Origin of the sequence: uncultured Devosia sp. (genome assembly GCF_964244875.1) — a bacterium.
GTDB lineage: Bacteria > Pseudomonadota > Alphaproteobacteria > Rhizobiales > Devosiaceae > Devosia.
The window spans coordinates 127881-153231 of record NZ_CAXTKA010000004.1 but is presented as its reverse complement, the minus strand read 5'-3'; the positions used below and the strand labels follow the sequence as shown (position 1 = coordinate 153231).

The 25351-nt window shown below is 63.3% G+C and carries 20 protein-coding genes and 1 riboswitch; of the genes, 10 read left to right on the top strand and 10 right to left on the bottom strand.

The window, feature by feature from the left end; genetic code table 11:
• Position 1: 1 nt before the first annotated feature.
• The 5 genes from ACFE8X_RS07010 to ACFE8X_RS06990 are packed head-to-tail and all read right to left on the bottom strand — an operon-like array spanning position 2 to position 5126.
• On the bottom strand, positions 2-832 hold the full coding sequence (locus ACFE8X_RS07010; protein ID WP_375450738.1) for a glycerophosphodiester phosphodiesterase family protein: 831 nt from the start codon (positions 830-832) through the stop codon (positions 2-4).
• 10 nt (positions 833-842) lie between these two features.
• Positions 843-1940 carry an ABC transporter ATP-binding protein gene (locus tag ACFE8X_RS07005; protein WP_375450737.1) on the bottom strand — a complete coding sequence of 366 codons (1098 nt, stop codon included), beginning with the start codon at positions 1938-1940 and terminating at the stop codon, positions 843-845.
• Positions 1941-1942: 2 nt separating this feature from the next.
• Entirely contained in the window at positions 1943-2863 is a 921-nt protein-coding gene (locus ACFE8X_RS07000) for a carbohydrate ABC transporter permease (RefSeq protein ID WP_375450736.1), read from the bottom strand.
• 1 nt (position 2864) lies between these two features.
• Positions 2865-3758 carry a carbohydrate ABC transporter permease gene (locus tag ACFE8X_RS06995; protein ID WP_375450735.1) on the bottom strand — a complete coding sequence of 298 codons (894 nt, stop codon included), beginning with the start codon at positions 3756-3758 and terminating at the stop codon, positions 2865-2867.
• A 60-nt stretch (positions 3759-3818) separates the two neighbouring features.
• Positions 3819-5126: an extracellular solute-binding protein gene (locus tag ACFE8X_RS06990; RefSeq protein WP_375450734.1), complete on the bottom strand. Its 1308-nt coding sequence runs from the start codon at positions 5124-5126 to the stop codon at positions 3819-3821.
• Between the two features lie 203 nt (positions 5127-5329).
• Between ACFE8X_RS06990 and ACFE8X_RS06985 the strand changes: the two genes are divergently transcribed.
• The 7 genes from ACFE8X_RS06985 to ACFE8X_RS06955 all read left to right on the top strand — a co-directional run bounded on the left by ACFE8X_RS06985 (position 5330) and on the right by ACFE8X_RS06955 (position 14008).
• Entirely contained in the window at positions 5330-6484 is a 1155-nt protein-coding gene (locus ACFE8X_RS06985) for an ROK family protein (protein WP_375450733.1), read from the top strand.
• A gap of 156 nt (positions 6485-6640) precedes the next feature.
• The gene (locus ACFE8X_RS06980; RefSeq protein WP_375450732.1) at positions 6641-7642 is read left to right on the top strand and encodes a LacI family DNA-binding transcriptional regulator; all 1002 of its coding nucleotides are present in this window, start codon (positions 6641-6643) and stop codon (positions 7640-7642) included.
• A gap of 38 nt (positions 7643-7680) precedes the next feature.
• Entirely contained in the window at positions 7681-9006 is a 1326-nt protein-coding gene (locus ACFE8X_RS06975) for an ABC transporter substrate-binding protein (protein WP_375450731.1), read from the top strand.
• Between the two features lie 54 nt (positions 9007-9060).
• Positions 9061-9906 carry a carbohydrate ABC transporter permease gene (locus tag ACFE8X_RS06970; RefSeq protein WP_375450730.1) on the top strand — a complete coding sequence of 282 codons (846 nt, stop codon included), beginning with the start codon at positions 9061-9063 and terminating at the stop codon, positions 9904-9906.
• A complete protein-coding gene (locus ACFE8X_RS06965) occupies positions 9903-10736 on the top strand; it encodes a carbohydrate ABC transporter permease (RefSeq protein ID WP_375450729.1) in 834 nt (277 codons plus the stop codon). Before ACFE8X_RS06970 ends, ACFE8X_RS06965 begins: the two co-directional genes overlap by 4 nt.
• Positions 10737-10778: 42 nt before the next feature.
• On the top strand, positions 10779-12935 hold the full coding sequence (locus tag ACFE8X_RS06960; RefSeq protein WP_375450728.1) for an ADP-ribosylglycohydrolase family protein: 2157 nt from the start codon (positions 10779-10781) through the stop codon (positions 12933-12935).
• Complete coding sequence (locus tag ACFE8X_RS06955; protein WP_375450727.1) at positions 12935-14008, top strand: ABC transporter ATP-binding protein; 1074 nt, start codon at positions 12935-12937, stop codon at positions 14006-14008. The genes ACFE8X_RS06960 and ACFE8X_RS06955 overlap by 1 nt, the downstream gene beginning before the upstream one ends.
• Positions 14009-14033: 25 nt before the next feature.
• On the opposite strand, the gene ACFE8X_RS06950 is transcribed toward ACFE8X_RS06955, so the two are convergent.
• From ACFE8X_RS06950 to ACFE8X_RS06930, 5 genes are read right to left on the bottom strand one after another with little or no spacing between them, the layout of a single operon-like run.
• A complete protein-coding gene (locus ACFE8X_RS06950) occupies positions 14034-15023 on the bottom strand; it encodes an ABC transporter permease (RefSeq protein ID WP_375450726.1) in 990 nt (329 codons plus the stop codon).
• Between the two features lie 3 nt (positions 15024-15026).
• On the bottom strand, positions 15027-15881 hold the full coding sequence (locus tag ACFE8X_RS06945; protein WP_375450725.1) for an ABC transporter permease: 855 nt from the start codon (positions 15879-15881) through the stop codon (positions 15027-15029).
• Positions 15878-17641 carry an oligopeptide/dipeptide ABC transporter ATP-binding protein gene (locus ACFE8X_RS06940; protein ID WP_375450724.1) on the bottom strand — a complete coding sequence of 588 codons (1764 nt, stop codon included), beginning with the start codon at positions 17639-17641 and terminating at the stop codon, positions 15878-15880. The genes ACFE8X_RS06945 and ACFE8X_RS06940 overlap by 4 nt, the downstream gene beginning before the upstream one ends.
• Complete coding sequence (locus tag ACFE8X_RS06935; RefSeq protein WP_375450723.1) at positions 17634-18413, bottom strand: N-acyl homoserine lactonase family protein; 780 nt, start codon at positions 18411-18413, stop codon at positions 17634-17636. Before ACFE8X_RS06935 ends, ACFE8X_RS06940 begins: the two co-directional genes overlap by 8 nt.
• A gap of 60 nt (positions 18414-18473) precedes the next feature.
• A complete protein-coding gene (locus tag ACFE8X_RS06930; RefSeq protein ID WP_375450722.1) occupies positions 18474-20027 on the bottom strand; it encodes an ABC transporter substrate-binding protein in 1554 nt (517 codons plus the stop codon).
• A gap of 71 nt (positions 20028-20098) precedes the next feature.
• A riboswitch (guanidine-I (ykkC/yxkD leader) is annotated at positions 20099-20205 on the bottom strand.
• A gap of 187 nt (positions 20206-20392) precedes the next feature.
• Between ACFE8X_RS06930 and ACFE8X_RS06925 the strand changes: the two genes are divergently transcribed.
• From ACFE8X_RS06925 to ACFE8X_RS06915, 3 genes are all read left to right on the top strand, one after another.
• Positions 20393-21277 carry an MBL fold metallo-hydrolase gene (locus ACFE8X_RS06925; protein WP_375450721.1) on the top strand — a complete coding sequence of 295 codons (885 nt, stop codon included), beginning with the start codon at positions 20393-20395 and terminating at the stop codon, positions 21275-21277.
• Between the two features lie 165 nt (positions 21278-21442).
• Positions 21443-24958 carry a chemotaxis protein CheB gene (locus tag ACFE8X_RS06920; RefSeq protein ID WP_375450720.1) on the top strand — a complete coding sequence of 1172 codons (3516 nt, stop codon included), beginning with the start codon at positions 21443-21445 and terminating at the stop codon, positions 24956-24958.
• Positions 24959-25336 (top strand): response regulator, encoded by a 378-nt coding sequence (locus ACFE8X_RS06915; RefSeq protein ID WP_375450719.1) that lies wholly within the window; start codon positions 24959-24961, stop codon positions 25334-25336. It abuts the gene before it with no gap.
• Positions 25337-25351 lie beyond the last annotated feature (15 nt).

Below are 25351 nucleotides of genomic sequence, written 5' to 3'. Positions count from 1 at the left end.
TTCAGGCGCGGCGGGCCGCAAGGAAGGTTTTGAGCGCCGCGGCCTCGTCGGTCTGGATGGCCGAGACGCCGGCATCGAGCAGGCGACCCCAGACGGCTTCGGGATGCACCAGGGCGGCGCTGTCGGTGAAGCCGGCACAGGATATCGAATCAAGCGTATTGACCCAAAGGGCAATGCCGGCAGACGCAAAGCGCGCCTGATGCGCGGCGAGCTGCTCAATAGCGTCGAAATATATCTCGCAGATGAACGGGGAGAGCTGAAACAGCAATTGGAGCTGTTCGGCGGCATTGGGCGCGTTGAGGCGCGTCTTGCCGATGAAGGGCACCCCGTGCGGCGTAACGGTGGCAACGATCCAGGCAAGATCGTCGCCGGAGCCCAGATTGCCCCAGAAATCGACCTGTTGGTCGACGCCCATGGCCCGGGCCAGGGCGATCACCTGGGGGATCACCTCGCGCTGCTTGACGTCGAGATGCAGGAAAATCCGGTCGCGGGTCAGCGCGAACGCTTCCTTGAGGCTGGGCAGCTTTTGATCGGTCAGCCCGTTGTGCCCGCCGCCATCGCGATCGCGCAGGCGCAGATCGCGCAATTGCGCGGCGGTCAGGGTTTCCAGGGGTTCTGGCCGCCCGGCCATCCGCTCCAGCGTGTCGTCGTGCAGCAGGAACAATTCGCCATCGGCGCTGCGCCGCACGTCGATCTCGACCACGTTACAACCCACAGCAATAGCGTGCTCGATCGACAGAAGGCTGTTTTCGGGCGCGGCGCGCCAGAGGCCGCGATGGGCGATGATGGCGCAAGCGCGCGCCGGGTCGGCGATATAGGTCTTGTAGTGCATCAGGAGTCTTTCAGTGCGGGCCGAAGGCATTGGCAATGGCCTGGCCCGTCCCGGCATCAAAAAGGTGCAGGCGGGTTGGGGAAAAGTCGAGGGCAAGTTTGGCGCTGATCTCGAGTTCGGCGCCGAAGGGGGTGGCGATGCGCAAGGTCGAGCCAGCCAGATCGACCGCCAAGACGCTGTGCGACCCCAGATCCTCGCGGTAGCGCAATTGCGCCTGAAGCGGACCCTTGGCGCTGGCGGTCACATCTTCGGGGCGGATGCCGAGCAGGAACTGGCCGGAGTCAGCGTGCTGCGCCACGGCCTGGCCGTCGGCCAGCCGCAGCGTCATACCGTCCCCGGTGACGGGCAGGACGTTCATCGGCGGCGCGCCGATAAACTTGGCGACAAAGACGGAGGCGGGGCGATGATAGATCGCCCGGGGCGTGTCGAACTGCTCGATGCGGCCCTTGTTGAGGATGAGGATGCGATCGGCCAGGGTCATGGCCTCGACCTGGTCATGGGTCACAAAGACGGTGGTAGCGCCGATGCGGCGGTGCAGGTCCGCCAGTTCGATGCGCATGTCATGGCGCAATTGCGCGTCGAGATTGGACAGTGGTTCGTCAAACAGCAGCACGCCCGGCTCGCGCACGATCGCGCGGCCGATGGCGACGCGCTGACGCTGGCCGCCCGACAATTGCGCCGGCTTGCGCCCCAGCAGTTCATCAAGGCCCAGCATCCTGGCGACGGCCCCGACCCGCGCGATGCGCTCGCCTTTGGGCATGCCGGCGACCTTGAGGCTATAGGCGATATTGTCGAAAACGCTCATATGCGGATAGAGCGCGTAGTTCTGGAAGACCATGGCGCAACCGCGCAGCTTGGGTTCAAGGTCTTGCACTTCGCGGCCGCCGATGAGGATCGCGCCGCCCGAGACGCGTTCCAGCCCGGCGATCATCTGCAGCAGCGTGGACTTGCCGCAGCCCGACGGGCCCAGCACGACGGTGAACTCGCCGGCACGCAATTCGGCGTCGAGCGGGGGAATGACCACGCTGTGGGCATCGTAGGCCTTGCTGACGCCCTTGAGCGCGATGGCGGCGGCAGCGGCGCGAATGGCGGTATCGATGGCAGCCATGGCTATTTCTCCGACAGCACGAGCCCGCGCACCAGATAGCGCTGCAGCACGGCGATCATGACGAGGGGAATGATCGAGACGACGAAGGCGCCGGCCATGATCAGGGGAAAATCGGGCATGACGCCGCCCTGCTCGTCTGGCGCCAGCCGGGCCAGGCCAACGACGGCGGTCTGCATCCGGGGCGTGGACGTGGCCACCAGGGGCCATAGATACTGCGTCCAGCCGCCCAGAAAGATCAGCACGAACAGCGCGGCAAAACTGGTGCGCGAGAGCGGCAGCACGATATCGAGCAGGAAGCGGAGCGGCCCCGCCCCATCCATGCGGGCAGCCTTGGACAGGTCCTTGGGCAAGGTCAGGAAGGTTTGCCGGAACAGGAACGTGCCGGTGCCGTGCGCCACGAGCGGCGCGATCAGGCCGAAATGGGTATCGAGAACGCTCCACTCCAGATGCAGGGGCGCACCCAATAGCCGGGCGATCAGACCGTTGAGGCCGGAGAAATCGAGCAGCCCATTGACCGGGGACAGGACATTGGCCGCCACGGTATAGGTGGTGATCACCCGGATCTCGATGGGCAGCATGATCGTGGCCAGGATCAGCGCAAAGACGATGCCGGCCCAGCGCGCGCCGAAATAGACCAGCGCAAAGGCTGCGAGGAACGACAGCACGCAACTGGCCAGCGCATCGCCCGCAGCCACCACCAGCGAATTGGCCAGTTGCACGGGAATATGGGTGTCGCGGAAAATCCGGCCGATATTGGCCAGGAGCTGGTCGCCCGGTAGCCAGGCCATGCCGTTTTGCAGCATGGCGCCGTAGGACTGGGAGGCGGTGACCAGCATGAGGTATAATGGGCCCAGGATGTAGATCATGCCCACCAGCAGGATCAGGCCGGCGGCGATGTTGAGCGAGCGGGCGTTTTCAATCATGTCAGCGCTCGTAACTGATGCGCTGGCCGAGAAAGGCGAACTGGGCGCTGGTGAGCAGTACGACGAAGACCATCAACAGGGCCGTCTGGGTCGCCGCCCCGGACAGATCGAAACCGTTGAAGCCATCGATATAAATCTTGTAGACGAGCAGCGTCGTGGAGCCGCCCGGGCCGCCCTCGGTCATGGTGTCGATGAGCGCGAAGGCGGAGGTGACGCTCTCGGTAAATTCGAGCACCAGGGTCAGGAAAATCTGCGGCATGATCATGGGCAATTGGACATCGAGGACACGGCGCCAGGGCCCTGCGCCATCCATGGCGGCAGCCTGGTGCAGGGTCCGCGGCACAGCCTGCAGGCCGGCCAGCAGCACCACGAAATTGAACGGAATGCCGCCCCAGATATGGGCTGCGACCAAGGTGACAAAGGCATCATTGCCGTCAAGGCCAGGAGCCCAGACGCCGGGGAACCATTGATTGAGCGGCGCCAGGATGCCGACAAAGGGATTGAAGATGAAGGCAAAGACCACCCCGATCGAGGCGCCGGCCACGCCCTTGGGCCAAACCAGTACATTGCGCGCCGGCTGAGCCAGGCGGATGCTGCGATCGGCCGCCAGCGCCAGCAGCAGGGGGATCAGGACGGCCAGCGACGAGCCGATCACCATGAAGACCAGCGTGCGCCGCAGGGCCGCCCAAAACTGCGGATCGGCGAGGACGCGGGCGAAATTGCTCCAGCCCACGAACGTGGACCCGCCGCCGAACGGACGCTCGAGGAAAAACGACCAGTACAGCGCCTGAACGATGGGCGCGTAGAAGAAGAAAACGATCAACAGTGCCAGCGGGAAGACCAGCAGGACTGGCAGCCAGCGATTGGCAAACATGGCTTGGGGGGCAGTGGTCATGGGCAATCCACGCGGGCAAAAGCGGCGCGTGACCAAAGTCACGCGCCGTGGCTGGATCAATCAGGGGAGTTGAACGCCCTGGTAGGTCTGTTCGAAGCGGCGGAGCAGTTCGTCGCCACGCGACTTGGCGTCGTCGAGAGCCGCCTTGACGGTTTTTTCGCCGTTGAAAGCCTTTTGGGTTTCCTCGATGAAGATGGTGCGGAACTGCACGTAAAAGCCGAGGCGAATGCCGCGCGTATCATCGGTGCCTGGTTCGTTCATCGACTCGATGCCCAAGGCCGCCGTGGCGTATTTCGGATCGTTGGCGTCGGGGCTGGCGGCAAGCGCGTCAAGTACGTCGTTGGTAACCGGGACGTAGCCGGTATTGGCGGTCATGAACAATTGCTGCTCGGGCTGGCGCAGAAAATTGAGAAAGCCCTTAGCCGCCGCGATCTCGGCATCGTCATGGCCTTTCATGATGTAGATCGAAGCGCCGCCGACCAGGGTGTTGTGGCGCTCGTAGCCCTCATACATGGGCGTCAGCGACACGGTCAGCTCGTACTTGCCGGCGAAGGCCTGGGCCGAGCCGGTATAGGAACCCGACGAATTTTCCATCATCGCGCATTCGCCGGCATTGAAGGCCGCGGTGTAGTTGCCGGCCTGGATGTCGCTGGGCAGCTTGACCAGGCCTTGCTTGCGCCAGTCGACCAGGTTCTGCAGGTGCTGGGCGAAAAAGGTGGTGTTGAAGACATATTCGGCGTCGAGCCCGGCATAGCCATTGTGCTCGGACGCGATCGGCAGGCCGTGACGGGCGGAGAACTGCTCGAACATCGACCAGGGCTCGCCATTGGTGACATAGGGACAGGCATTGCCCGCTTCCTTGAGCTTGCCCGCTGCCACGATGATGTCTTGCCAGGTCTTGGGCGTCTCGGTGACCCCGGCAGCTTCGAGCTGGGTCTTGTTGGTGTAAAACAGGAGCGTCGAAGCGTTATAGGGCTGGGAATAGAGTTCCCCGGTGGAGGTCTCGTAATAGGACCGCGCGCCGGCGATATAGCTGGACCAGTCTACATCGGGCAGCACGTCCTGCACCGGGATAACGGCATCGGACAGGATGAGATCGAGGGTTCCGGCATCGAAAAACTGGATCAGGGCCGGGGTCTTGCCGGACCGATAGGCGGCAATCGCCTTCTGCATGCTGGCTTCATAGCTGCCCTGGCCGACGCAGGTGACCTTGTCGGCGGACTGGGCCGCATTGAACGCAGCGCACTGCGCCAGGATGGCGGTTTCGACATTGCCGGTATTGCCGTACCAGAATTCGAATTCGGTGGCCTGCGCCGAGCCGGCACAGGATGTCAGCGCGGCCAAGGCCGCCAGAGTGGTTAGCTTCATGATTTGCCTGCCCTGTTTGCAGCGACCGACCATGTTCGATCGAGCCATCTTGCCGTTTGTTACACTTTAGTTGTGACAATTGGGTGAAATGGCATTGTCGTGGTTTGGCAAGCGCCACTTTAGGTTGAAATCAACGGCGTTAATGGTTGCGCATTCTGGTGTTTGTCACACCTTCGTGGTAACTGTGCAGGCTGGAGGGCGGGATGAGCTATGCACCGGAACAGTTGATCGCGCGGCGGTTTCTGCGCGCCAGCGACGATGGCGTCGTCTCGTCCAATGAGCGCAGTCTGCTGCGGCTGATCTGGCGCCATCCGGGGCTGTCGCGCTCCGAACTGACCGCGCAATGCGATCTCACCCAGCAATCGGTGCATCGCATCCTCGATGTGCTGGCGGAGCGCGGCATAGTTCTGCTCGGCTCGCCCAAGCCCGGACTGGGGAGCGGGCAGCCAAGCCCGATGCTGCGCCTCAACGGCAAGCACGCCTATTGCTGCGGGCTATCGGTCACGACCGACGTCATCGACATCTGTCTGATGGATCTTGCCGGCAATATCCTGGCCGAAACCAATATCCCCTTGTGGGAGCGCAGCGTGGCCCAGTCGCTCGACCTCGTGCGCGAACAGATCACCGAGCACCAAAAGCGCCATGACCTGAGCGAAGACGGGCTATTCGGGATCGGTTTTGCCATTGCCGGCTATCACGTGGACGGCACCCGCTACAATGCTTCGCTGCCGCTGCATGAATGGTCCTTGATCGAGCTGGGTCCGATGCTGTCGGAGTTCTTCGGCAAGCCGGTCTGGCCCCTGAATGGCGGCAAGGCCGGCACGATCGCCGAGTCCATGTTCGGCGTCGGCCGGTTCATGAAACACTTTGCCTATCTCAGCTTCAACTACGGCTTTGGCGGTGGGCTGATCGGCAATGGCGAACTGTTGCCGGGGGGCAATGGCAATGCCGGCGAGTTCTCCCAAATGTTCGACGACGAAGAAGTCAAACGACGACCGGCCCTGCAATCGCTGATCGAGCGGCTGAACCGGAACGGCGTCGACGTGCCTTCGATCACCTATATCCGCAAGCATTTCGACCGCCACTGGCCCGGCGTCGGCGACTGGGTGGACGAAGTCACCCCGGCCTATAATCGCCTGGTCAATGCGATCTGGGCGGTCTACGACCCCCAGGCCATCGTGTTCGGCGGCCAGGTTCCGGCCGATTTGGCGCAGATGCTGATCGACCGCACGCAAATTTTTGGACGGCCCCGCTATGGCGTGGCGCGGGCGCGGCCCAAGCTTATCATCTCGGAAATCGCCAGCGACGCGGCTGCGATGGGAGCGGCCGTGATGCCGTTCCGGCTGGCATATTATTGATCGCGTGGTGTTTGGCGCAATGCTGCCGACCATGCCGAGAGGCCGGCAACTGACCTTTCGCTAGAACCTGATGATGTCAAGGCCGCCAGAATTGTGTTGACCAATGGCGTGGTTTGCGGTTGATACGTATCAACGATACGTATCAATGAGTGTGCGATGGCGCGCCGACCGACCCAGAAGGATGTGGCTCGCGTTGCGGGATTGTCGCAGGCGACGGTGTCGATGGTGTTGAGCGGCACGGCCGGTGATACGCCGACCGAGACGCTGTCGCGGATCAATAATGCCATTCGCGAACTGGATTATGTCCCCAATCGGTTTGCGCAGGCGCTCAAGACCAGCAAGACGATGACGATCGCCTGCATCGTCCCGGACATTTCCAACCCGTTCTATCCATCGCTGATGCGCGGCATCCAATCGGTTGCCGATGGGCTGCGATATGATGTCATTGCGGTCAATACCGACGGGCTTGCGGAACGCGAACGGCATTTTCTCGATTGGTCGCGGCAGGGGCGGGTCGACGGCGTCATCGGCGTGTTCTGGACCTTGCGGGCGCCCGATTTTGCCGTGCTGATCGGGGACGGGGTGCCGGTTGTCCGGTTCGAGAACACCCGCAAGGAGGGTGGCGATTTCGCCATCGACAATATCTTCGTCGACAGCCGGCGCGCCGCCTATGAGATGACACGCTACCTCCTGGGCAAGGGTCATCACACCATAGCCATGATCGCCGGTCGCGGCGGGACGCAGGCCGTGCGCGTCGATGGGTACCTGGCCGCAATGCACGAAGCAGGTGCGGTGCCCAATGTCGTCATCGACGACGATTTCAACGAAACCGGCGGGGGCAGGGCCGCGCTCGCCATATTGGACCATCCGGCGCGTTCGTCGGCGATCTTTGCCGCCAACGACCTGATGGCAATCGGCGCCATGCAGGCAGTCCGCGAGCGTGGCCTGTCGATCCCCCAGGACATTGCCATAGCCGGCTTCGACGATATCTCGTCGGCCCGGCTGGTGTGGCCGGGCCTCACCACCGTGGCGCAGTTTCAATACCAGATGGGCGTGCGGGCAGCAGAAATCCTGATGGAGCGCCTCAAGGGGCAGGGCCTGCCCACGGGCGTCGCGCATGAAATGCCATTCAGCATAATCGAGCGGGGATCTGCCTGAACATCAGGCGGCAAAGCTCGTCAACGGAGGAGGAAACGATGACGAAACACGCAATTCTTGGAGCGGGCACCGCCGGGTTGGCCATGCTCATGATGGGCGCAACCGCGCTGGCGCAGGACGCAGCGCCCATCACCTGGTGGTACGAGACGGCATCGCCGGCCAACCAGGCCAACCTCAAGACCATCCTGGTCGATCCGTTCAACGAGGCCAATCCGCAATACAAGCTGGCGATCGATTTCCGCGGCGCCGAGCTCGACAAGCAATTGCGCATCGCCATGCTGTCGGGCAGCGGCCCCGACGTCGTCTATACGCCGGGGCCCAGCTATGTCGCCTCGATGGCGCAGGCGGGCCAGTTGCTGCCGCTCGACGATTACGCGGCCAAGCTGGGCTGGGCTGACCGCATCCTGCCGGTGTTCCTGGAACTGGGAAAATACGACGGCAAGCTCTACGCCTTGCCCAAGACCTATGAGACGCTCGGCCTGTTCTACGACAAAAATCTGTTTGCCGAAAACAACTGGACCGCACCAAAAACGCTTGCCGAGCTCGAAACCCTGGCCGACGCCATGCTCGCCAAGGGCATCGTTCCCTTCGCCGCCGGCAATGCCGACTGGCGCCCGACCAACGAGCATTATGTCTCGATCATCCTCAACTCCGTCGCCGGTCCCGACAATGTCTACAAGGCCCTCAAGGGCGAAATTCCCTGGACATCCGAGCCATTCGTCAAGGCGATCGATACCCTCGATAGCTGGTGGCAAAAGGGTTATTTCGGCCCGAATTACTTTTCGCTGACGGGGGAGCAGGCTTTTGCGCAGGTGGCATCGCACCAGGCGGGCATGGCGCCGACCGGCACCTGGAACTTTTCCAACGTGCCCACATACTTCCCCCAGAACAATGCCGACCCGGCATTTGTCGGCTTTCCGAGCGGCGAGGGCGTGCCCTATCCGATCTATGCGCTGGGCATCGGCTCGACCTTCTCCATCGCAGCAAGTTCCAAGCAGCCGGACGGCGCCGCGGCGGTCATCGACTACGTGTTCAGCCCGGACTTCTACGGCAAGATGAACACCGTCTGGCAAGGCGAATGGAACACGCCCCTGGCTGACCTCAGCCAGGTCAAGATCGGCGACAGCGTCATTCCGCTTTATGGCGAGGCCATGAAGAGCCTCGCGACGGCGGTCAATGCCAACCAGTACGGCTATACGACCTGGACCTTCCTGCCTCCGGCGACCGACACCTATATCGTCAGCGGCATCGAGGAAGTGTGGCTCAAAAAGATCACGACCGCGCAGTTCCTGGAAACCCTGCAGTCGACGTTCAAGGGTGAATTCGACGCCGGCAAGGTCCCGGCCATTCCAGCACGCCAGTAGTCCGGACGGCAAAGCGGGTGACGGCCGCGGTCGTCACCCCGATCGGAGACATGCATGCACCGCTTATACCTGGTCCCAACCCTGGCAATCAATTTCGCCATCATCCTGGTGCCGGCCATTCTGACCGTGGCGCTGGCGTTCTGCCGCTGGGACGGGATCGGCACGCCCGTCTTCATCGGCCTGGGCAATTTCGAGGCCCTTGCCGGCGACGGCGTGTTCTGGTCGGCCCTCACCAACAATATCATCTGGACTGCGATCTTTCTGATCGTGCCCATCGCCATGGGATTGCTGGCGGCCACCATGCTGCTGATCGTGCCGCGGGGCCGCACGTTTTTCCAGGTCGTGTATTTCCTGCCCGTCATTATCGCCACGGTCATCACGGCCCGCATCTGGCAGGGCATGATCTATAGCCCGGTGACGGGCCTGTTCGGCTTGCTGCAGAAAACCGGCCTGCCGGTCATCAACCCGCTGTCCCAGCCGTCGATGGCATTGTTCGGGGTCGCCACGGTCGATTTGTGGCATTGGTGGGGATTTTTGTGCGTCATCTTTTTTGCCGCCCTGCGCCAGGTGCCGCAGGAGCAGATCGAGGCGGCACGGATCGAAGGGGCGACGTTCTGGCAGCTGTTGCGCTACGTCTTGTTGCCCGGCATCCGCGCCACGATCACCCTGATGATGATCATGACGGTCATCTGGTCGTTCCTGGTGTTCGACTTCGTCTACATCCTCACCCAGGGCGGCCCGGCATTCTCCAGCGAGGTGCTCTCGACCATGGCCTATCGCAAGGCGTTCTACGACCTTAATGTCGGACAGGCCGCCGCGACCGCGCTGGTGATCAGCATCTTTGGCCTCGTGGCCACCTATTTCTACATCAGGGTGCAATCGGGCGAGGGCGAGCCATGAGACTGGTCGAGGGCCGCACCACGCTCACCGTCACCTATGTGATCCTGGCCATCGGCGCCTTCACCGCGCTGTTCCCGATTGCGCTCCTCGTGCTGAATGCCCTGAAATCAGCCCCGGAAATCGTCCAGAACCCGCTGGCCCTGCCGGCCGCGATCCGCTGGGACAATTTCAGCCGGGCCTGGACCGATGCGCGGTTCAGCCAGTCAATGCTCAATTCGGTCCTGTTGACGGGGCTCACCATCATTCTGGTCTGCACCACGGCGTCCGCTTCGGCCTATGTGCTGGCGCGCAAGAAGATCAGGTCCTGGCGGCTGGTCACGGGGTATCTGCTGGCCACCACGACCGCGCCGATCCAGCTGTTCCTGTTTCCGCTTTATTTCGGCTTTGCCAAGCTGGGGCTGATCAACAATGTCCTGGCGGTGGCCCTTGTCTATACGGCGATCTACAGCCCCTTCGCCATCATGCTGCTGCGCACCTATTTCCTGGCCGTTCCGAAGGAGCTGGAGGAGGCCGCGCTGATCGATGGCGCCACCCATTGGCAGGTCTTCACCAAGGTCATGCTGCCCATCGTTTCCCCCGGCATCCTGACGGTGGCGCTGATCATCGGGCTGTATTCCTGGAACGAATTTCTGATCGCCACCACCTTCCTGCAGCAGCAGGACAGGCTGACCGCCGTGGTGTCGTTCTTCCTGTTGAGCGGCCAGTACAGTTCGGACTGGGGCGAGATCATGGCGGCAGCCCTGATCATCGTGCTGCCCGTCGTCATCTTCTTTGTCTTGCTGCAACGCCGTTTCATCGAGGGCATGGCCGGCGGATCGGTCAAGGGCTGACATTATCGAACCTAGCGGATTCAAACCCACCGGAGCTTTGCCTTGACCATACCAACCGACTATCTCGAACGCGTCTATGCCGGCGTGCTCGGCAAGCTGATCGGCGTTTACCTGGGCCGGCCTTTCGAGCAATGGACCCACCAGCGCATCATGAAGGAGCTGGGCCCGATCCAATACTACGTGCACGAGCAGCTCGGGGACCCTCTCGTGGTCACTGACGACGATGTGGCCGGCACATTCACCTTTATCCGCGCACTCGAGGACTACGGGATCTCGCCCGACTTGAGCGCCGAGGATATCGGCAAGGCCTGGCTGAACTACATCGTGCAGGATCGCTCCATCCTGTGGTGGGGCGGTAATGGCAATTCCACCGAGCACACGGCCTGGCTCAATCTCAAGAAAGGCATTCCGGCGCCAGCCAGCGGATCCATCCAAACCAATGGGACGACGGTTGCCGAACAGATCGGGGCGCAGATCTTCATCGACGGCTGGGCCATGGTGGCGCCCGGACAGCCCGAGCTGGCAGCCCGGCTTGCCGGACGGGCCGGCAGCGTCAGCCATGACGGCGAGGCGGTCTATGCCGCCCAATTGTGGGCCGCCATGGAGGCAGAGGCCTTCCGCTCCAAGGATATCGACCACCTGCTCGATACCGGCCTGTCCACGATCCCCAAGGATTGCCACATCGCTGCGCTGATCGCCGATATCCGCCGCTGGCATCGGGAGAACGACGATTGGCTGGTGACCCGCCAACTGATCGAGGACAATTACGGCTATGCCAAATATCCCGGCAATTGCCACGTCGTGCCCAACCATGCGCTGATGATCATGACCGTGCTGTATGCGCCCCACGATTTTCAGCGGGCACAGATGATCGTCAATACATCGGGCTGGGATACCGACTGCAATGCGGGCAATGTGGGGTGCCTATTGGGGATCATGCTGGGTCTTGAGGGGCTCGATGCCGGTCCCGACTGGCGCGGACCGATCGCCGATCGCCTGCTGATTTCGTCCGCCGATGGCGGCAATTCCATCAATGATGCGGTCCGCATGGCGTATTACATCGCCAATCTGGGCCGGCAACTGAACGGACAGGCAAAGCTCGAGAGCCCCAAGCACGAGGCCCAGTTGCATTTTTCGCTGCCCGGCAGCCAACAGGGTTTTCGGGCGCAGCAGGGTTTTGGCCTTCATGCCATGGCGCTCGAAAACGTCCCGGCGAAAGACGGAAGGGCTCTCAAGATCGACTATCGTGCCTTGGCCCGGGGGCAGGTCGGGGCCGTGACCACGCCGACGTTCTCGCCGCCTGAAATGCTCAAGATGCGGACCTACAACCTGATGGCGACGCCGCTGATCTATCCGGGCCAGACGCTGCGCGCCAGGGTTTCGGCGCCAGCGGAAAATCGCGGCGCCGTCGCCGTGCGCCTGCGGCTGCGGGCCTATGACAGTGCCGATCTGCTCGAAGCCGTCGACGGCACGGCACAGGTCCTGGCGCCGGGAGAAGCCTTGACGCTGGAGTGGACCTTGCCCCAGCTTGATGGCCAGCCGATCGCCGAAGTGGGGATTGCCATTGCTTGTGCGGACGATGTCGCGAGCGGCGCCGTGCTGCTGGACTGGATGGCGTGGGAGGGCGTCCCGCAATTGGCTCTGCACCGGCCGGGCCGCTCGGACAGTTCCTTCCGCAACCTGGCGCCGGGCGAAGGCTGCGATTTCTGGCGCATGGCCTGGGTCAACGGGGCGAGCCTGTTCTCCAAACGCTTTCCGCCCGATTTTCGCATTTCGCAGGAGACGGGCGAGGGCATTATCCTGCATGGCACCCGAGAGTGGACCGACTATAGCGTCAGGTGCGATTTGACCTTGCATCTGGGCGATTACGGGGGGGTGGCGGTTCGCGCCCAGGGGCTTCGGCGCTACTATGCCGCCCGCCTGACACGAGACGGCACGTTCCAGATCGTGCGGCAAAAGGATGGAGAGCTCAAGGTCTTGGCGGAAACCGACTATCCGGTGGAACTGGAAAAGGCGGTCAGTGTCACGGTGGATGTCAGGGGAACGCGCATTCACGCCCAGGCGGGTGCGACAAGCCTTGAAGCCTTCGACACCAGTTTCGCCGACGGTGCCATGGGCCTCCTCGTTTTCGAAGGGGCATTGTCGACCGACAAGGTGAACGTGGGCGCCGCCTCATCCGCGCCTGGAGGACAAAGCTGATGGCTTCGGTAACAATCGACAAAGCCGAGAAAAGCTATGGCACCCATCCGGTTCTGCATGGCGTTAGCATTGCCATCGAGGACGGCGCCTTCGTGGTCCTGGTGGGCCCGTCCGGCTGTGGCAAGTCGACCTTGCTGCGCATGATTGCGGGTCTCGAGGATATTTCGGGTGGGACGATCAGCATCGGGAACCGGGTGGTCAACGATTTGCCGCCCAAGCAACGCGACATCTCCATGGTGTTCCAGAACTACGCGCTCTACCCCCACATGACCGTGGCCGAGAACATGGCGTTTTCCATGACCCTGGCCAAGGCGCCCAAGGCCGAAAAGGCCGCGCGTGTGGCGCGTGCCGCCCAAATCCTGTCGCTTACGCCGCTGCTGGACCGGTATCCGCGCCAGCTGTCGGGCGGCCAGCGGCAGCGGGTCGCCATGGGCCGCTCGATCGTGCGCGACCCGCAGGTGTTCCTGTTCGACGAACCCCTGTCCAATCTCGATGCCAAGTTGCGCGTCGCCATGCGCGCCGAGATCAAGGCGCTGCATCAGCGGCTCAAGACCACTACGGTCTATGTGACCCACGACCAGATCGAGGCCATGACCATGGCCGACCAGATCGTGGTGATGAACAATGGCCGCGTCGAGCAGATCGGAACGCCGCTCGAACTCTACGATCATCCCGCCAATGTGTTTGTCGCGACGTTTATCGGGTCGCCCTCGTTGAACCTGATCGAAGGACAGGTCGTGGAGCACAATGGATCGCTGGCGGTGCGGGCCGGTGACGGAACCCATTTTCCGCTGGCGTCCGGTACTCCGGTCGTCAAGGGCACGACGGTCAGCTATGGCTTTCGCCCCGAGCACCTGTCGGTGGCGTCCTCGCAAAACGGCATCCCTGCTACCGTCCTCGTAAGCGAGCCGATGGGTTCGGAAACGCAGGTGCACGTCACGATCGCCGGAACGCCCGCCATTGGCGTCTTTCGCGAGCGGCTCACGGCCAATCCCGGCGACGTGGTCCACCTTCGTCTCGATCCCAGCAAGATCAACCTTTTTGACGCGGCAACCGGCATCGCCATACATTAGGGGTGCCGCACGATCAGTCCGCGGCCTAAAGCCCGATCCGGGGGTCAGCCAGCGACTGGCTGACCTCAACCACGACATTGATCAGGATGTAGAACGCCCCGAATATCAGCGATACGCCGAGCACTGCCGGCAGGTCGGACGTGGCGAAGGCCTGGACGGTATAAAGCCCCAGCCCCGGCCAGGAAAACACCCGCTCGACGATCAAGAGGTTGCCGAACAGCAGCCCCACCTGCAGGCCGATCATGGCCAGCGGCGCCGAGGCGGCATTGCGCAGGCCATGGCGCAGCACGATGGCGGTTTCGCTCAGCCCCTTGCCGCGTCCGGTGCGGATATAGGTCTGCTTCATGACGTCATGCAGGGCGCCATTGAGGCTGCGCCCCACCGCCACCGCGATCGGCAGCGCCAAAGCCAGTGCCGGCAGGATCAGGTGCAGCAGCGCATCGAGGCTAACCTCGGGCCGCCCAACCAAAAAGCCGTCGAGTAGGTTGAACCCTGTCGGCCCCGAAAACCGCCTGATGCCGAGCCGCCCGGCGCCGGGCAGCCAGCCCAGCCGGAACCACAGGAAATAGACCAGCAGCAGTGTGCTGAGGAAAATCGGCGTCGAGCCGGCCGCGACGATGGCGAGCTTCACCCAGCCCGATTTCTGCATGGTGTTCTGCACCAGCGCCAGGAGCGCCGCGAGCGCGATGCCGAATACCAGCGCCACCAGCGCCAGTTCTGCCGAGGCAGGCAGGTATTTGCGCACATCCTCACTCACGGGCTGGCGGGTGCGCACCGAGGTGCCGAGATCGCCTTGCACCAATTGGCTGAGAAACCGGCCATATTGCAAGATCATCGGGTCATCGAGCCCCAGTTGCCGGCGCACGGTTTCCACCGTCGCCGCCGGCGCCGTGGGTCCAGCAATGGCACGGGCGGGATCGGCCGGGATGATGCTTTGGAGGCAAAAGACGATGAAGCTCATCGCCAGCAGCACGACGACCAGGCTTGTGCAGCGCTTGGCGAGATAGGGCATCATGGCTCAGGCTCCCCGCAGCGCGGCGCGAATGCCGTCACCGGCCAGATTGGCCAGGAGGCACATGAAGAAGATCACCACGGCCGGAAGGACCGGCAGCCACCAATAGACCGTCAGGCTATCGAGCGCCCGCGAGGTCATGGCGCCCAGCTCGGGCGCCGGGGCCGGCTGGCCCAGTCCGAGAAACGACATCAGCGACATGGTCATGATGATATTGGCGACATCGAGCGTCGCGGCCACCAGCAGCGCGGGAACGGCGCCGGGCAACAGGTAACGCAGCAGCAGGCGCGGCCCGCGCACCCCGGCAATACGCGCCGCCTCGACATGGGGGCGGGTATTGAGGCGGCGGATTTCATCGCGGGAAATACGCGCATACCAGGGCCACCAGAAAATCGCGATAGCAATCATGGTGTTGAACAGGCCCGGCCCCAGGGCCGCCACGACGGCCAAGGCGATGAGCGTCGAGGGCAGGACGAGGAACAGCTCGATCACCCGCTGGATCAGCATGTCGATGCGGCCGCCGGCCGAGCCCGCGACAAGGCCGATGATCGACCCGAAAATGAGGCTGAAGAGGATCACGCCGAGCCCCGGCAGCCAGGTGTACTGCACGCCCAGAATGACGCGCGAAAACAGGTCGCGGCCGATTTCGTCGGTGCCGAACCAGTGCGCCAAGGTGGGCGGCAGATAGGCCTCGTCGACGCGCAATTGCGGATCGAACGGCGTTAGCCAGGGCGCGAACAGCGCGACTAAAGTAATGAGCAGCACGCCAGCGATGCCGGCTGTTTCGAGCCAGCCGATGCGGCGCAAGACATTGGCCCAGTTGAAGTGGTGGCGGGCGGGAGCGATCGTGCTGTCGGTCATTGCGCCGGCTCCGTGTGCAGGCTGGGCATGGCGGCGATCAGGGCGCGCGTATAGGCAGCCTTGGGCGCGGCGATGAGCGCATCGGGATCGCCGTCCTCGACCAGTTCACCATGCTGCAGCACGGCGATGCGGTCGGCTATGATGCGGGCGGCCGCCAGATCGTGGGTGACGAACAGCATGGCCATGCCCAGGCGCCGGCGCAGGTCGCCCAGCAGGTTGAGCGTGGTGGCGGCCAGCGACACGTCCATGGCGCTGATCGGCTCGTCGCAGAGCAACAGCTTGGGCGGTACCACCACGGCCCGCGCCACCACCGCGCGCTGGCATTGCCCGCCGGACAATTCGGAGGGCAGCGCCTGCATCAGGCCCACATCGAGGCCCACCAGGTCCATCGCCTCGGCGACGCGGCGGCGGCGTTCTTGACTGCTCAAGCCCAGCGGGCGCAGCCGCTCGCCGATCTGTTCGCCCACGCTCAGCCATGGCGTCAGGGCAGCCACGGCATCCTGGAACACCACTTGCGGGGCGATCTTGTCCACCCGCGAAACATCGCCGTTGTCGGGCTTGAGCAGCCCCGCCGCGATGCGCAGGATGGTGGATTTACCCGAGCCGCTTTCGCCGACCAGCGCCACGCATTCGCCTTGCCGAATGGTGAGGTCGACCGATTTCAGCACCGATTTGGGCGCGCGGCCGCCCCAGAAACTCTTGGCGCCAGTGGCAAAGCTCTTGCTGACCTGGAACAGTTCCAGTGCCACGGCGCTGCGTTGCACGGGCGATTGCGGCCAGAGCGGGCGGGTGAGGCTGGTATCGGTGGCGGCGGGCGTCTGCTCGGCATGAAGGCAGGCTGCCAGGCCCGCGTGATGGGCGACGGTGAGCAGCGGCGGGCGGATCGTGGTGCAATCATGCTGCACGATCGGGCAACGGTGGGCATAGGCACAGGCATTGGTGGCGTCGCGCGGACGCACGCGTTCGGCGGGCAGCGTGGGCAGCGGGCGCAGCCGGTCGGAGCGGAAATCGAAGCGCGCCGACAGCAGCCCCGCCGAATAGGGATGAGCCGGATTGCGGATCACGCCGCGGACGCCACCGATCTCGGCGATGCGCCCGGCATAAAGGACCAGGACCCGGTCGGCCAAAGAGGCGGCGACGCTAAGGTCATGAGTAACAAAGAGAATTGCGGTCTGCTGCTCGCGCGCCAGCTGGCGCAGCAAATCGAGAATCTGGGCCTGGATGGTGACATCGAGCGCCGTGGTCGGCTCGTCGGCGATCAGCAATTTGGGCCCGGTCATCATAGACATGGCGATCAGCACGCGCTGGCGCTGGCCGCCGGAGAGGCGATGGGGGTAGGCGTCGGCGATGCGTTCGGGATCGGGAAGGCCGGTGCGGCCGAGCCAATCGACGATATTGCCGGGCCCCGATTCCTGCATTTGCCGGCGGATGGTCATGGTGGGATTGAGCGATCCCATCGGGTCCTGCGACACCGCGCGCACCAAATGGCGTCGCGCCGAGCGTAGCACAGGGGCCTTAGCGTTAACAATCTGTGTATCATTGAGTAGCACTGAGCCCGATATTTGCGGCTCGCTGTCGTTCGGCAGCAGTCCCTGCAGCGTCAGCCCGATGGTGGACTTGCCCGAACCGCTTTCACCAACCAGCGCAATGATCTCGCCGGGCGCGACATCGAAGCTGATGCCGTCGAGCACGCGGTTGGCGCGTCCGTCGCGGCTGAGCACGACGGACAGGTCGTTGATGGCGAGGACCGGCTTAGTCATAATAGTCGGGGGCCAGCTTGATCTGCTGGATCAGTTCGGGGTCATGGGTCAAAAACAGCATGGCCTGGTGTTCGGCGACCACGGCATTGATGCGGCGGATCGAAGCCAGCGCTTCGGCCTGGTCGGTCATGCCGCCGGGCAGGATTTCGTCGGTGAAATTGATCATCAGGTCGCCGACATCGGCGGCGAGGACAACGGGGCCGGTCCTGGGCAATTGGATGACCAGCGACTGGTGCCCCGGCGAATGGCCGGGCGTGGCGATGATGGTCAGCCCGTCCATCAGCTGGGTATCGCCGCTGACGAATTGCCAGTTCAAGCCCGGCAGGTCGTAGTCGGACGGGAAGAAGTAGGACGGGGCTTCCCCGGAGCGGACGAAATCCCATTCGCGCTGCGCGAGAATGAATTTGGCCTGCGGCATGTGCTTGATATGGCCGGTATGGTCGGCATGCAGATGCGACAGGATGACGGTCGAGATATCGGCAAAGCCGATGCCGATCTCGGCGAGCTGGCGTTCCAGTTCGTGATGCGGCTTGACGACGGGCTGGGGGTCCCAGCCGGTCGACAGGTAAAGCGCGTCCAGTTTTGCAGGATCGCGCAGATTGGCTTCGTCGAGGCCGGTATCGAACAGGACCCAGCCGCTATCGGTATCCAGCAGATAGGCGCTGATCGGCACCGAGATGATGAAACGGGCGCCGATCTGATGGGTCGAGACGGTCTTGGGAATGATCTCGAAGCCGCAAAGCAGCACGAAGAGGCGTTTTACGCTGGTCATGACAGAGGCCTGTTGTCGGGAGTGATGCCGCGCCGGAAGCCAGCGGCGCGGCGGGTGGGCTCAATCGGCCCAGCGGACCGTGGCGAAGTCGATATTGCCGGGGGGAAAGACCGGGCGCAGGCCCAGGTCGGCCAGGCCCTCGGCGCTGACCACGACGTCCTGCACATCGACCAGCGGGATGAAGAACCCGGCGTCAAAATACAGCTGCCCCGCGCGTTCGTAGAGCGCGTTGCGCTCGGGAACATCGGTCTTGGTGCCGGCCTGCTTGACCAGAGCATCGGCTTCGGGCAGCTCGACGCCAAAGAAGTTCAGCGGCGCGCCGGCGGTGTAGAACACCGTGGCCTGATTTTCCGGATGCGCCGCATCGGGGCTGGAGCGCGAGATATAGAGATCGGGCGCGCCGGCATCGCCCTTCATGGCATAGGCGGCGCCCGAGGGGAGCACATTGATCGTGGCCTGGATGCCGATCAGGGCCAGTTGCGCCACCATCAGGTCGGCGACGCGGCCCACATTGGTGGTTTCCTCGCTGGAATAGCCCAGCACCAGCCTGATCGGCCCGGCCGCGGCAATGGCGGCCTTGGCGGCTTCCATGTCGGTGGGGAAGGCCACGGGCGCCTTGGGATCAAGCATGGTCAACTGGTAGAGCGACCTGGCCGGTGTGGCGTAGGCGCCAAAGGCGTCCTTGACCCAGAGCGCCGGGTTGATCGCGGTCAGCACCGCCTGGCGGACTTCGGCATCGTCGAGCGGCGAGCCCGGCTTCACGAAGGCTTCGACCAGGGCCATGCTGGGCATAGCGGTGACTTCGACGCCGGCAGGCAGGCCGCCCAGTTGCGCCCAGGGATAATTGTTGGGCACGGCGTCGATCTCGGCGGCCTGCAATTGCAGGATCTGCTGGCCGACATCGGCGATCACCGGGATCTGGATTTCGCTGAAATAGGGCTCAGCGCCCCAATAGTCGTCATTGCGGGTCAGGGTATATTCCTCGCCGCGTTTGAATTCGGTCAGCTTGAAGGGGCCGGTGCCGACGGCGTTCTCGTTCAGCCAGGTCTTGGCGACGTCATCGCCGGCATGTTCGGCCAGCGCCGTGGGGCTGACGACCTTGGGGCCCCAGGGGCTGGAAAAGGCATCGAGCAAGGAGGGTTGCGGCTGGCCCAGGGTCAGCACCAGCGTTTCTGCGTCGGGCGCCTGCATGTCCTTGACGTTGGCGAGGAAGTAGCTCAGCACCAATTCGTTGTCGCGGCGGCGGGTGAACGCGGTGATGACCGCCTCGGCGTTGAAGGGCGTGCCGTCATGGAAGGTGGCGCCGGTCACCAGATGGAAGGTATAGGTCAGCCCATCGGGCGATATGTCCCAGGACTTGGCGAGCAGGCCGACGATCTCGGTGGTGCCGGGCTTGTATTCGACCAGGCCCTCATAGACGTTGTTGATGGCGCTGAGCGCGCCGACTTCGAAGGCATTGTCGGGATCGAACGAGCCGATATCGCTGAAATAGGGAATGCGCAGGGTTTCCTGCGCCAAGGCCGGCGCCGCCGACAGCAGCAGCGTGACGGCTAGGCCCAGAAGGCGTCTGCCGCCACGCATCGAGCGCTGTTGATCAAAGGTATTGGTTTGCATGTCACATCCCTTTCGCATGTTCAAAAGGGATTGGATCAAGACCAGACGCAGCCAATCCCTTGGCTCACGAGGTCTCCCGGGCTTTTCTCCCGCCGTGTGTCCGGCCGGATGTCTCCCGAACCGGTGGTAGCTCTCGGACCAGACGTGGCGTACCACCGGAACCCTAGCCGCCAAACTCACACGCTATGGTGCAAGCTTCGTGCCAAAAAATTATCGTTGGCAATCAAGGCGATGCAATTTGACACGTGCTGCAAGAGTATGCAGAGATGCCGAAAATGCGTAAATATTGAGCACGGGTTGCGGGCGGACAAAGTTTAGGCGCAAGCCGATTTCCGCGGGCAGCCGGGCGATAGCGAGGTTTGAGCATGACTGTGGAACTCGCATCGAGCCTGCAAATCCTGCGGCCGTATTCCAATATCCTGGCGTTTTATGACGGGCGCATTGCGGGCCTGCGCATGTTTTCGCCCGAGCCCAACTGGCTCGACGATGGCGCCTTCACGCTGGGTTGCTGCTCCTTCGCGGTGGTCGAGGGCGACGAGGCGCTGGTCTATGATACCCACATGTCGATCCCGCATGCCCGCCTCATTCGCCGGACGCTGGAGGCGCAGGGCGTTACCCGGATGCGCGTGGTGCTGAGCCACTGGCACCCCGACCATATCGCCGGCAATGCCGTGTTCGCCGATTGCGAGATCATCGCCAACACGCTGACGGCGGCGGCGATGGTCGACAATCGCGAGCGCCTGGAAAACGACACGCCGCCCATCAAGCCGGTGATCATGCCCACCACGACCTTCGAGACCGAGATCACGTTGCGTGTCGGCGGCACGGTGGTGGAACTGCGCCATCTCGATATTCACAGCCATGACGAAACCGTGCTGCTGTTGCCGCAATCGGGCGTCCTACTGGCTGGCGATACGCTGGAGGACACGGTGACCTATGTGACCCAGCCCAAACGCCTGGCAATCCACTTGCAAGACCTGGCGCGCATGGAAAGCTGGGCGTTTACGCGCATCCTGCCCAATCACGGTTCGGTCGCCATGATCGAAGCGGGGGGGTATGAGCGAAACTTCATCGTTGCGACCCGTCTCTACATCCAGAAGCTGCTGCGGCTGGCGGCCGAACCGGCGCTGGCCGAACTGAGCCTTGCCGACTTCGCCGCCGACTCCCTGGCCAGTGGCGGCGTAAGCTATTTCGATGCCTATGAACAGGTGCATCGCCACAATGTCGAGGCCGTGCTTGCCGTGAGGTGATTGCAGGCGGCGGCATCGCTTGCCCTGCCCTGCCTTGTGTACCGTTCAGACAAGGGACGGGGCACAAGAAAGCTGTTATCGCTGTCGCCTGGGCAACACGCCTGATCGGCACCGTGGCGGCCGAGCGCCTTCAGGAACCTAACTTGAGGGCGGGGATTGGGTATCATGAGCGATCAGAACGAAAAATCATTGCCGCCCGGGCTGATTGTGGGAATCGGCGCTTCCGCGGGCGGCCTTGAGGCGTTCAGGGAGTTCTTCGCGCACTTGCCGGCCGATAGTGGGATGGCGTTCGTGCTGGTGCAGCATCTGTCTCCCGACCATGAGAGTGCGCTGGCCGAAATCCTGGGCCGGGCTGCCCCTATTGCCGTGGTCGAAGCCGAGCACGGCATGCTTGCCGAGGTCAATCGGGTGCATGTGATCCCGCCCGATGCCACCCTGACGATCGAGGACGGTCGGCTCGTCGTGGTCAGGCCAGCGCCGCCGCGGGCGAACCGTCATCCCATCGATGCATTCTTTGTGTCGCTGGCCAAGGACCAGGGCGACAACGCCGTCTCGATCGTTTTGTCGGGCGTGGGCAGCGACGGGGCTGCGGGGCTGGCCGCCGTCAAGGAAAGCGGCGGGCTGACCATCGCGCAGGCGGAGTTCGATCACCACGCCATGTCGGGCATGCCGCAAAGCGCGGCGGCGACGGGCCTCGTGGATTATGTTTTGCTGGTGCAAGAGATGCCGGCCAAGCTGATCGATTATCGCGATCACCTGGAGCTGGTGGCTGGCTTGAAAGACGGTGATGGCACGCGGACCGATGCCGCGGAACACCTGGCGACCGTTTTATCGATCCTGCGCGCGAAAACGGGGCATGATTTCGCCCGCTACAAGATCAGGACGGTAACCCGCCGCATCCAGCGCCGCATGCAGGTGCTGCAGGCCGATACCGTGCCTGCTTATATCAAGCATTTGCGCGAAGACCCCGCCGAGCCGGAACTGCTGTTCCGGGATCTGCTGATCGGGGTAACCGAATTTTTCCGCGATCCGGAAGCCTTCCAGGGTTTGTCGGCGGCCATCGAAGCAATCCTGGATCGCAATGGCGGGGAGCAGTCGCTGCGCGTCTGGGCGCCGGCTTGCTCGACGGGCGAGGAGGTCTATAGTCTTGCCATCGCCATCCGGGAATTGATTGACGCACGTGGGACAAGCCTGGACGTGCAGATTTTCGGCACGGACATCGACGACCGAGCGATCGAGGTCGCCCGGGCCGGACGCTACCAGCGCATCGCGGGCATTTCACCGGCGCGGCTGAAGCGCTGGTTTTTCGAGGACGACGGCGAATTCTGCCCGATACGCCAAATTCGCGGGATGTGCGTGTTTTCGGTCCATAATGTGACAAAAGATCCGCCATTCTCCAGGCTGGACCTGATTTCGTGCCGCAACCTCATGATCTATATGGACACAGACCTGCAGGACCGCGTGTTGCGCACGTTTCACTACGCGCTAAAGCCCGATGGTCTGTTATTTGTTGGCTTGTCGGAGGGCGTGAGCGGGCATGGCAAGCTGTTCGCCATGGTGGACAAGGCCGCCCATATTTTTCAGAGGCGCGATGCGGACGCGGCCTTTCCGATGATGCCAATGCCGGCGCCGGCCCCGGCCCCGTCCAATCGCCTGCCGGGTGAATTCGGCCGGGGCGCCAGCGATCGGGTTGATCGCGTGGTGCGGACGGCACTGTCGCGACATTCCCCGGCATATCTGGTCGTGGATCGGCAAAGCAATATCGTGCGCTATTCGGGGGGCGAAGTCGCGCGATACCTGGAGCCCTCGGCGGGCGCTGCAAGCCTGAGCCTGATTGCCAATCTGCGGCGGAACCTGCGCGTGGTCGTGCGCACGGCGCTGCATTCGGTGATGAAAAGCGGCGAGGGGCTGGTGGTTGACAATGTATCGCTGCTGATCGAAGGCCGGCAACGCCTGCTGAGCGTCATCGTCGAGCCGGTGCATGACGCTGGCGGGGAAGGGCTTCACGTCGTGGCCTTCCAAGAGGTTCGCGGCGGTGTGCCAGAGCCGATGCAGGCGGCGGATGGAAGTGCGCAAAGCCCGCGGGTGGTTGCCGCCGAGCAGGAGCTGCGCACCACAAGGGCACAGTTGCAGGCGACGATCGGCGATCTGGAAACCGCGAACCAGGAAATGAAATCGGCGGCCGAGGACTACCAGTCGGTCAATGAGGAGCTGCAATCGACCAACGAGGAATTGCAAACCTCCAAGGAAGAAATGCAGTCCATCAACGAGGAACTGCAAACGGTCAATGCCGAGATGCTGGCCAAGAACGATCTGCTTTCCAATGTGAACAGCGACCTGCAGAACCTGCTGGACAGCACGCAGATCGCGACGATTTTTCTCGACGAGAACCTGCGCATCAAGAACTTCACGCCGGGAATGGCCGACATTTTCAGCTTGCGCGAGAGTGACCGGGGGCGGCCCCTGACCGATATCGTCAGCCTGCTGGCCTATGACGATCTGCGGCGCGACGTGGCCAAGGTGTTGCGCGAATTGACGGTGCTCGAGCGTGAACTTGAGTTGCAGGACCGAGGATCGTCGTTCGTCATGCGCGTCCGGCCCTATCGGAGCATCGAGCGGGTGATCGATGGGGTGGTCATCACCTTCGTCGATGTCACGGAACGCAAGAAGGCCGAGCAGGCCCAAGGTATCAGCGAGCGGCGGTTTACCGCCATCGTCAACCAGGCGAGCGTGGGCGTGGCCGAAACAGATCTCGCCGGGCGGTTCCTGCTGACCAACGCCGCGTTCGAAAAAATGGCCGACCGGTCGGCCGAGGATCTACAGCGGCTGCGCCGGCACGAGCTCATCGACCCCGATGACGCCGGCGCCGTCAACGCGCGCTTCGATCAGGCAACCCTTGACGGGGCGCCATTCGAGGCCGAGTACCGCCTGCTGCGGGCCGACGGCACCACCGGGTGGGTGCATGACAGTGTTTCCGTGCTCGGCGACGCCGAGGGGCGGGCGAGCCGCGTCATTTCGGTTACCCTTGAGATCGACCAACGCAAGCGCGCGGAGGAACAGGCGGAACTGCTGATGGGCGAGCTCGATCACCGGGTCAAGAACATCCTGGCGATCGTATCCTCGATCGTGGCGCAAACGCTGACGGTCAATTCGTCGCCCGAAACGTTTGCGGCAACCATCGAGGGGCGCATCAAGGCGATCGCGCGCGCCCATAGCCTCCTGACCAAGCAGGGCGCGGCCAGCGCCGGAACGCTGCGAGACCTTATCGAGACCGAGCTGGAGCCATATCGGGGCCGCGATCTTCGGGTCGAGGGCCCGGTGATCGTGCTGACTCCAAAGGCGGGCCTGTCGGTGGCGATGGCGATCCACGAACTGGCCAGCAATGCGGCCAAGTATGGCGCGCTGTCCGATGTCAAGGGCCGGCTGGCGGTCGCCTGGGCGTTGACGGACGGGCCCGACCGCCGGCTGCGGTTGAACTGGACGGAAACCGACGGTCCCCCGATTTCCGGGCCACCCGCAAAAAGGGGGTTTGGCACGACGCTGATCGAGCGTTCCCTGAGCTATGAGTTCGATGCGGAGGTGGAGCGCAGCTTTGCTCCAACCGGAGTGGTCTGCACGATCGACATGCCGTTCACCGCGGCGGTGGGCGAGCTGCGCGCATCCGAGAGAGCAGAGGACTGAATGGCCGCCCAGCACAGTATCGAAGGCCGCCGGGTGCTTGTCGTCGAAGACGAGATGATCATTGTGCTGCTGATCGAACAGACACTGCTCGACCTTCGGGCGCAGGTCATCGGCCCGGCGGCCTGGCTGAACGCGGCCCTGCAACTGGCCAAGGACGAGCCGATCGACGCCGCGATCCTGGACATCAACATCCGGGGCGGGGACTCGTATGGTGTCGCCGATATCCTGGCGGAGCGGGGCATTCCGTTCGTGCTGTGCAGCGGCTACAGCGACTGGGCACTGGCGGAGCGGCATCGCGATCGCCCGCGCCTGACCAAGCCCTATAGCTCGAAAGACCTGCAGGACTGGGTGTTGCAGTTGTTGGCTGCGCCCGTCTGATTATCCGACCCGGGA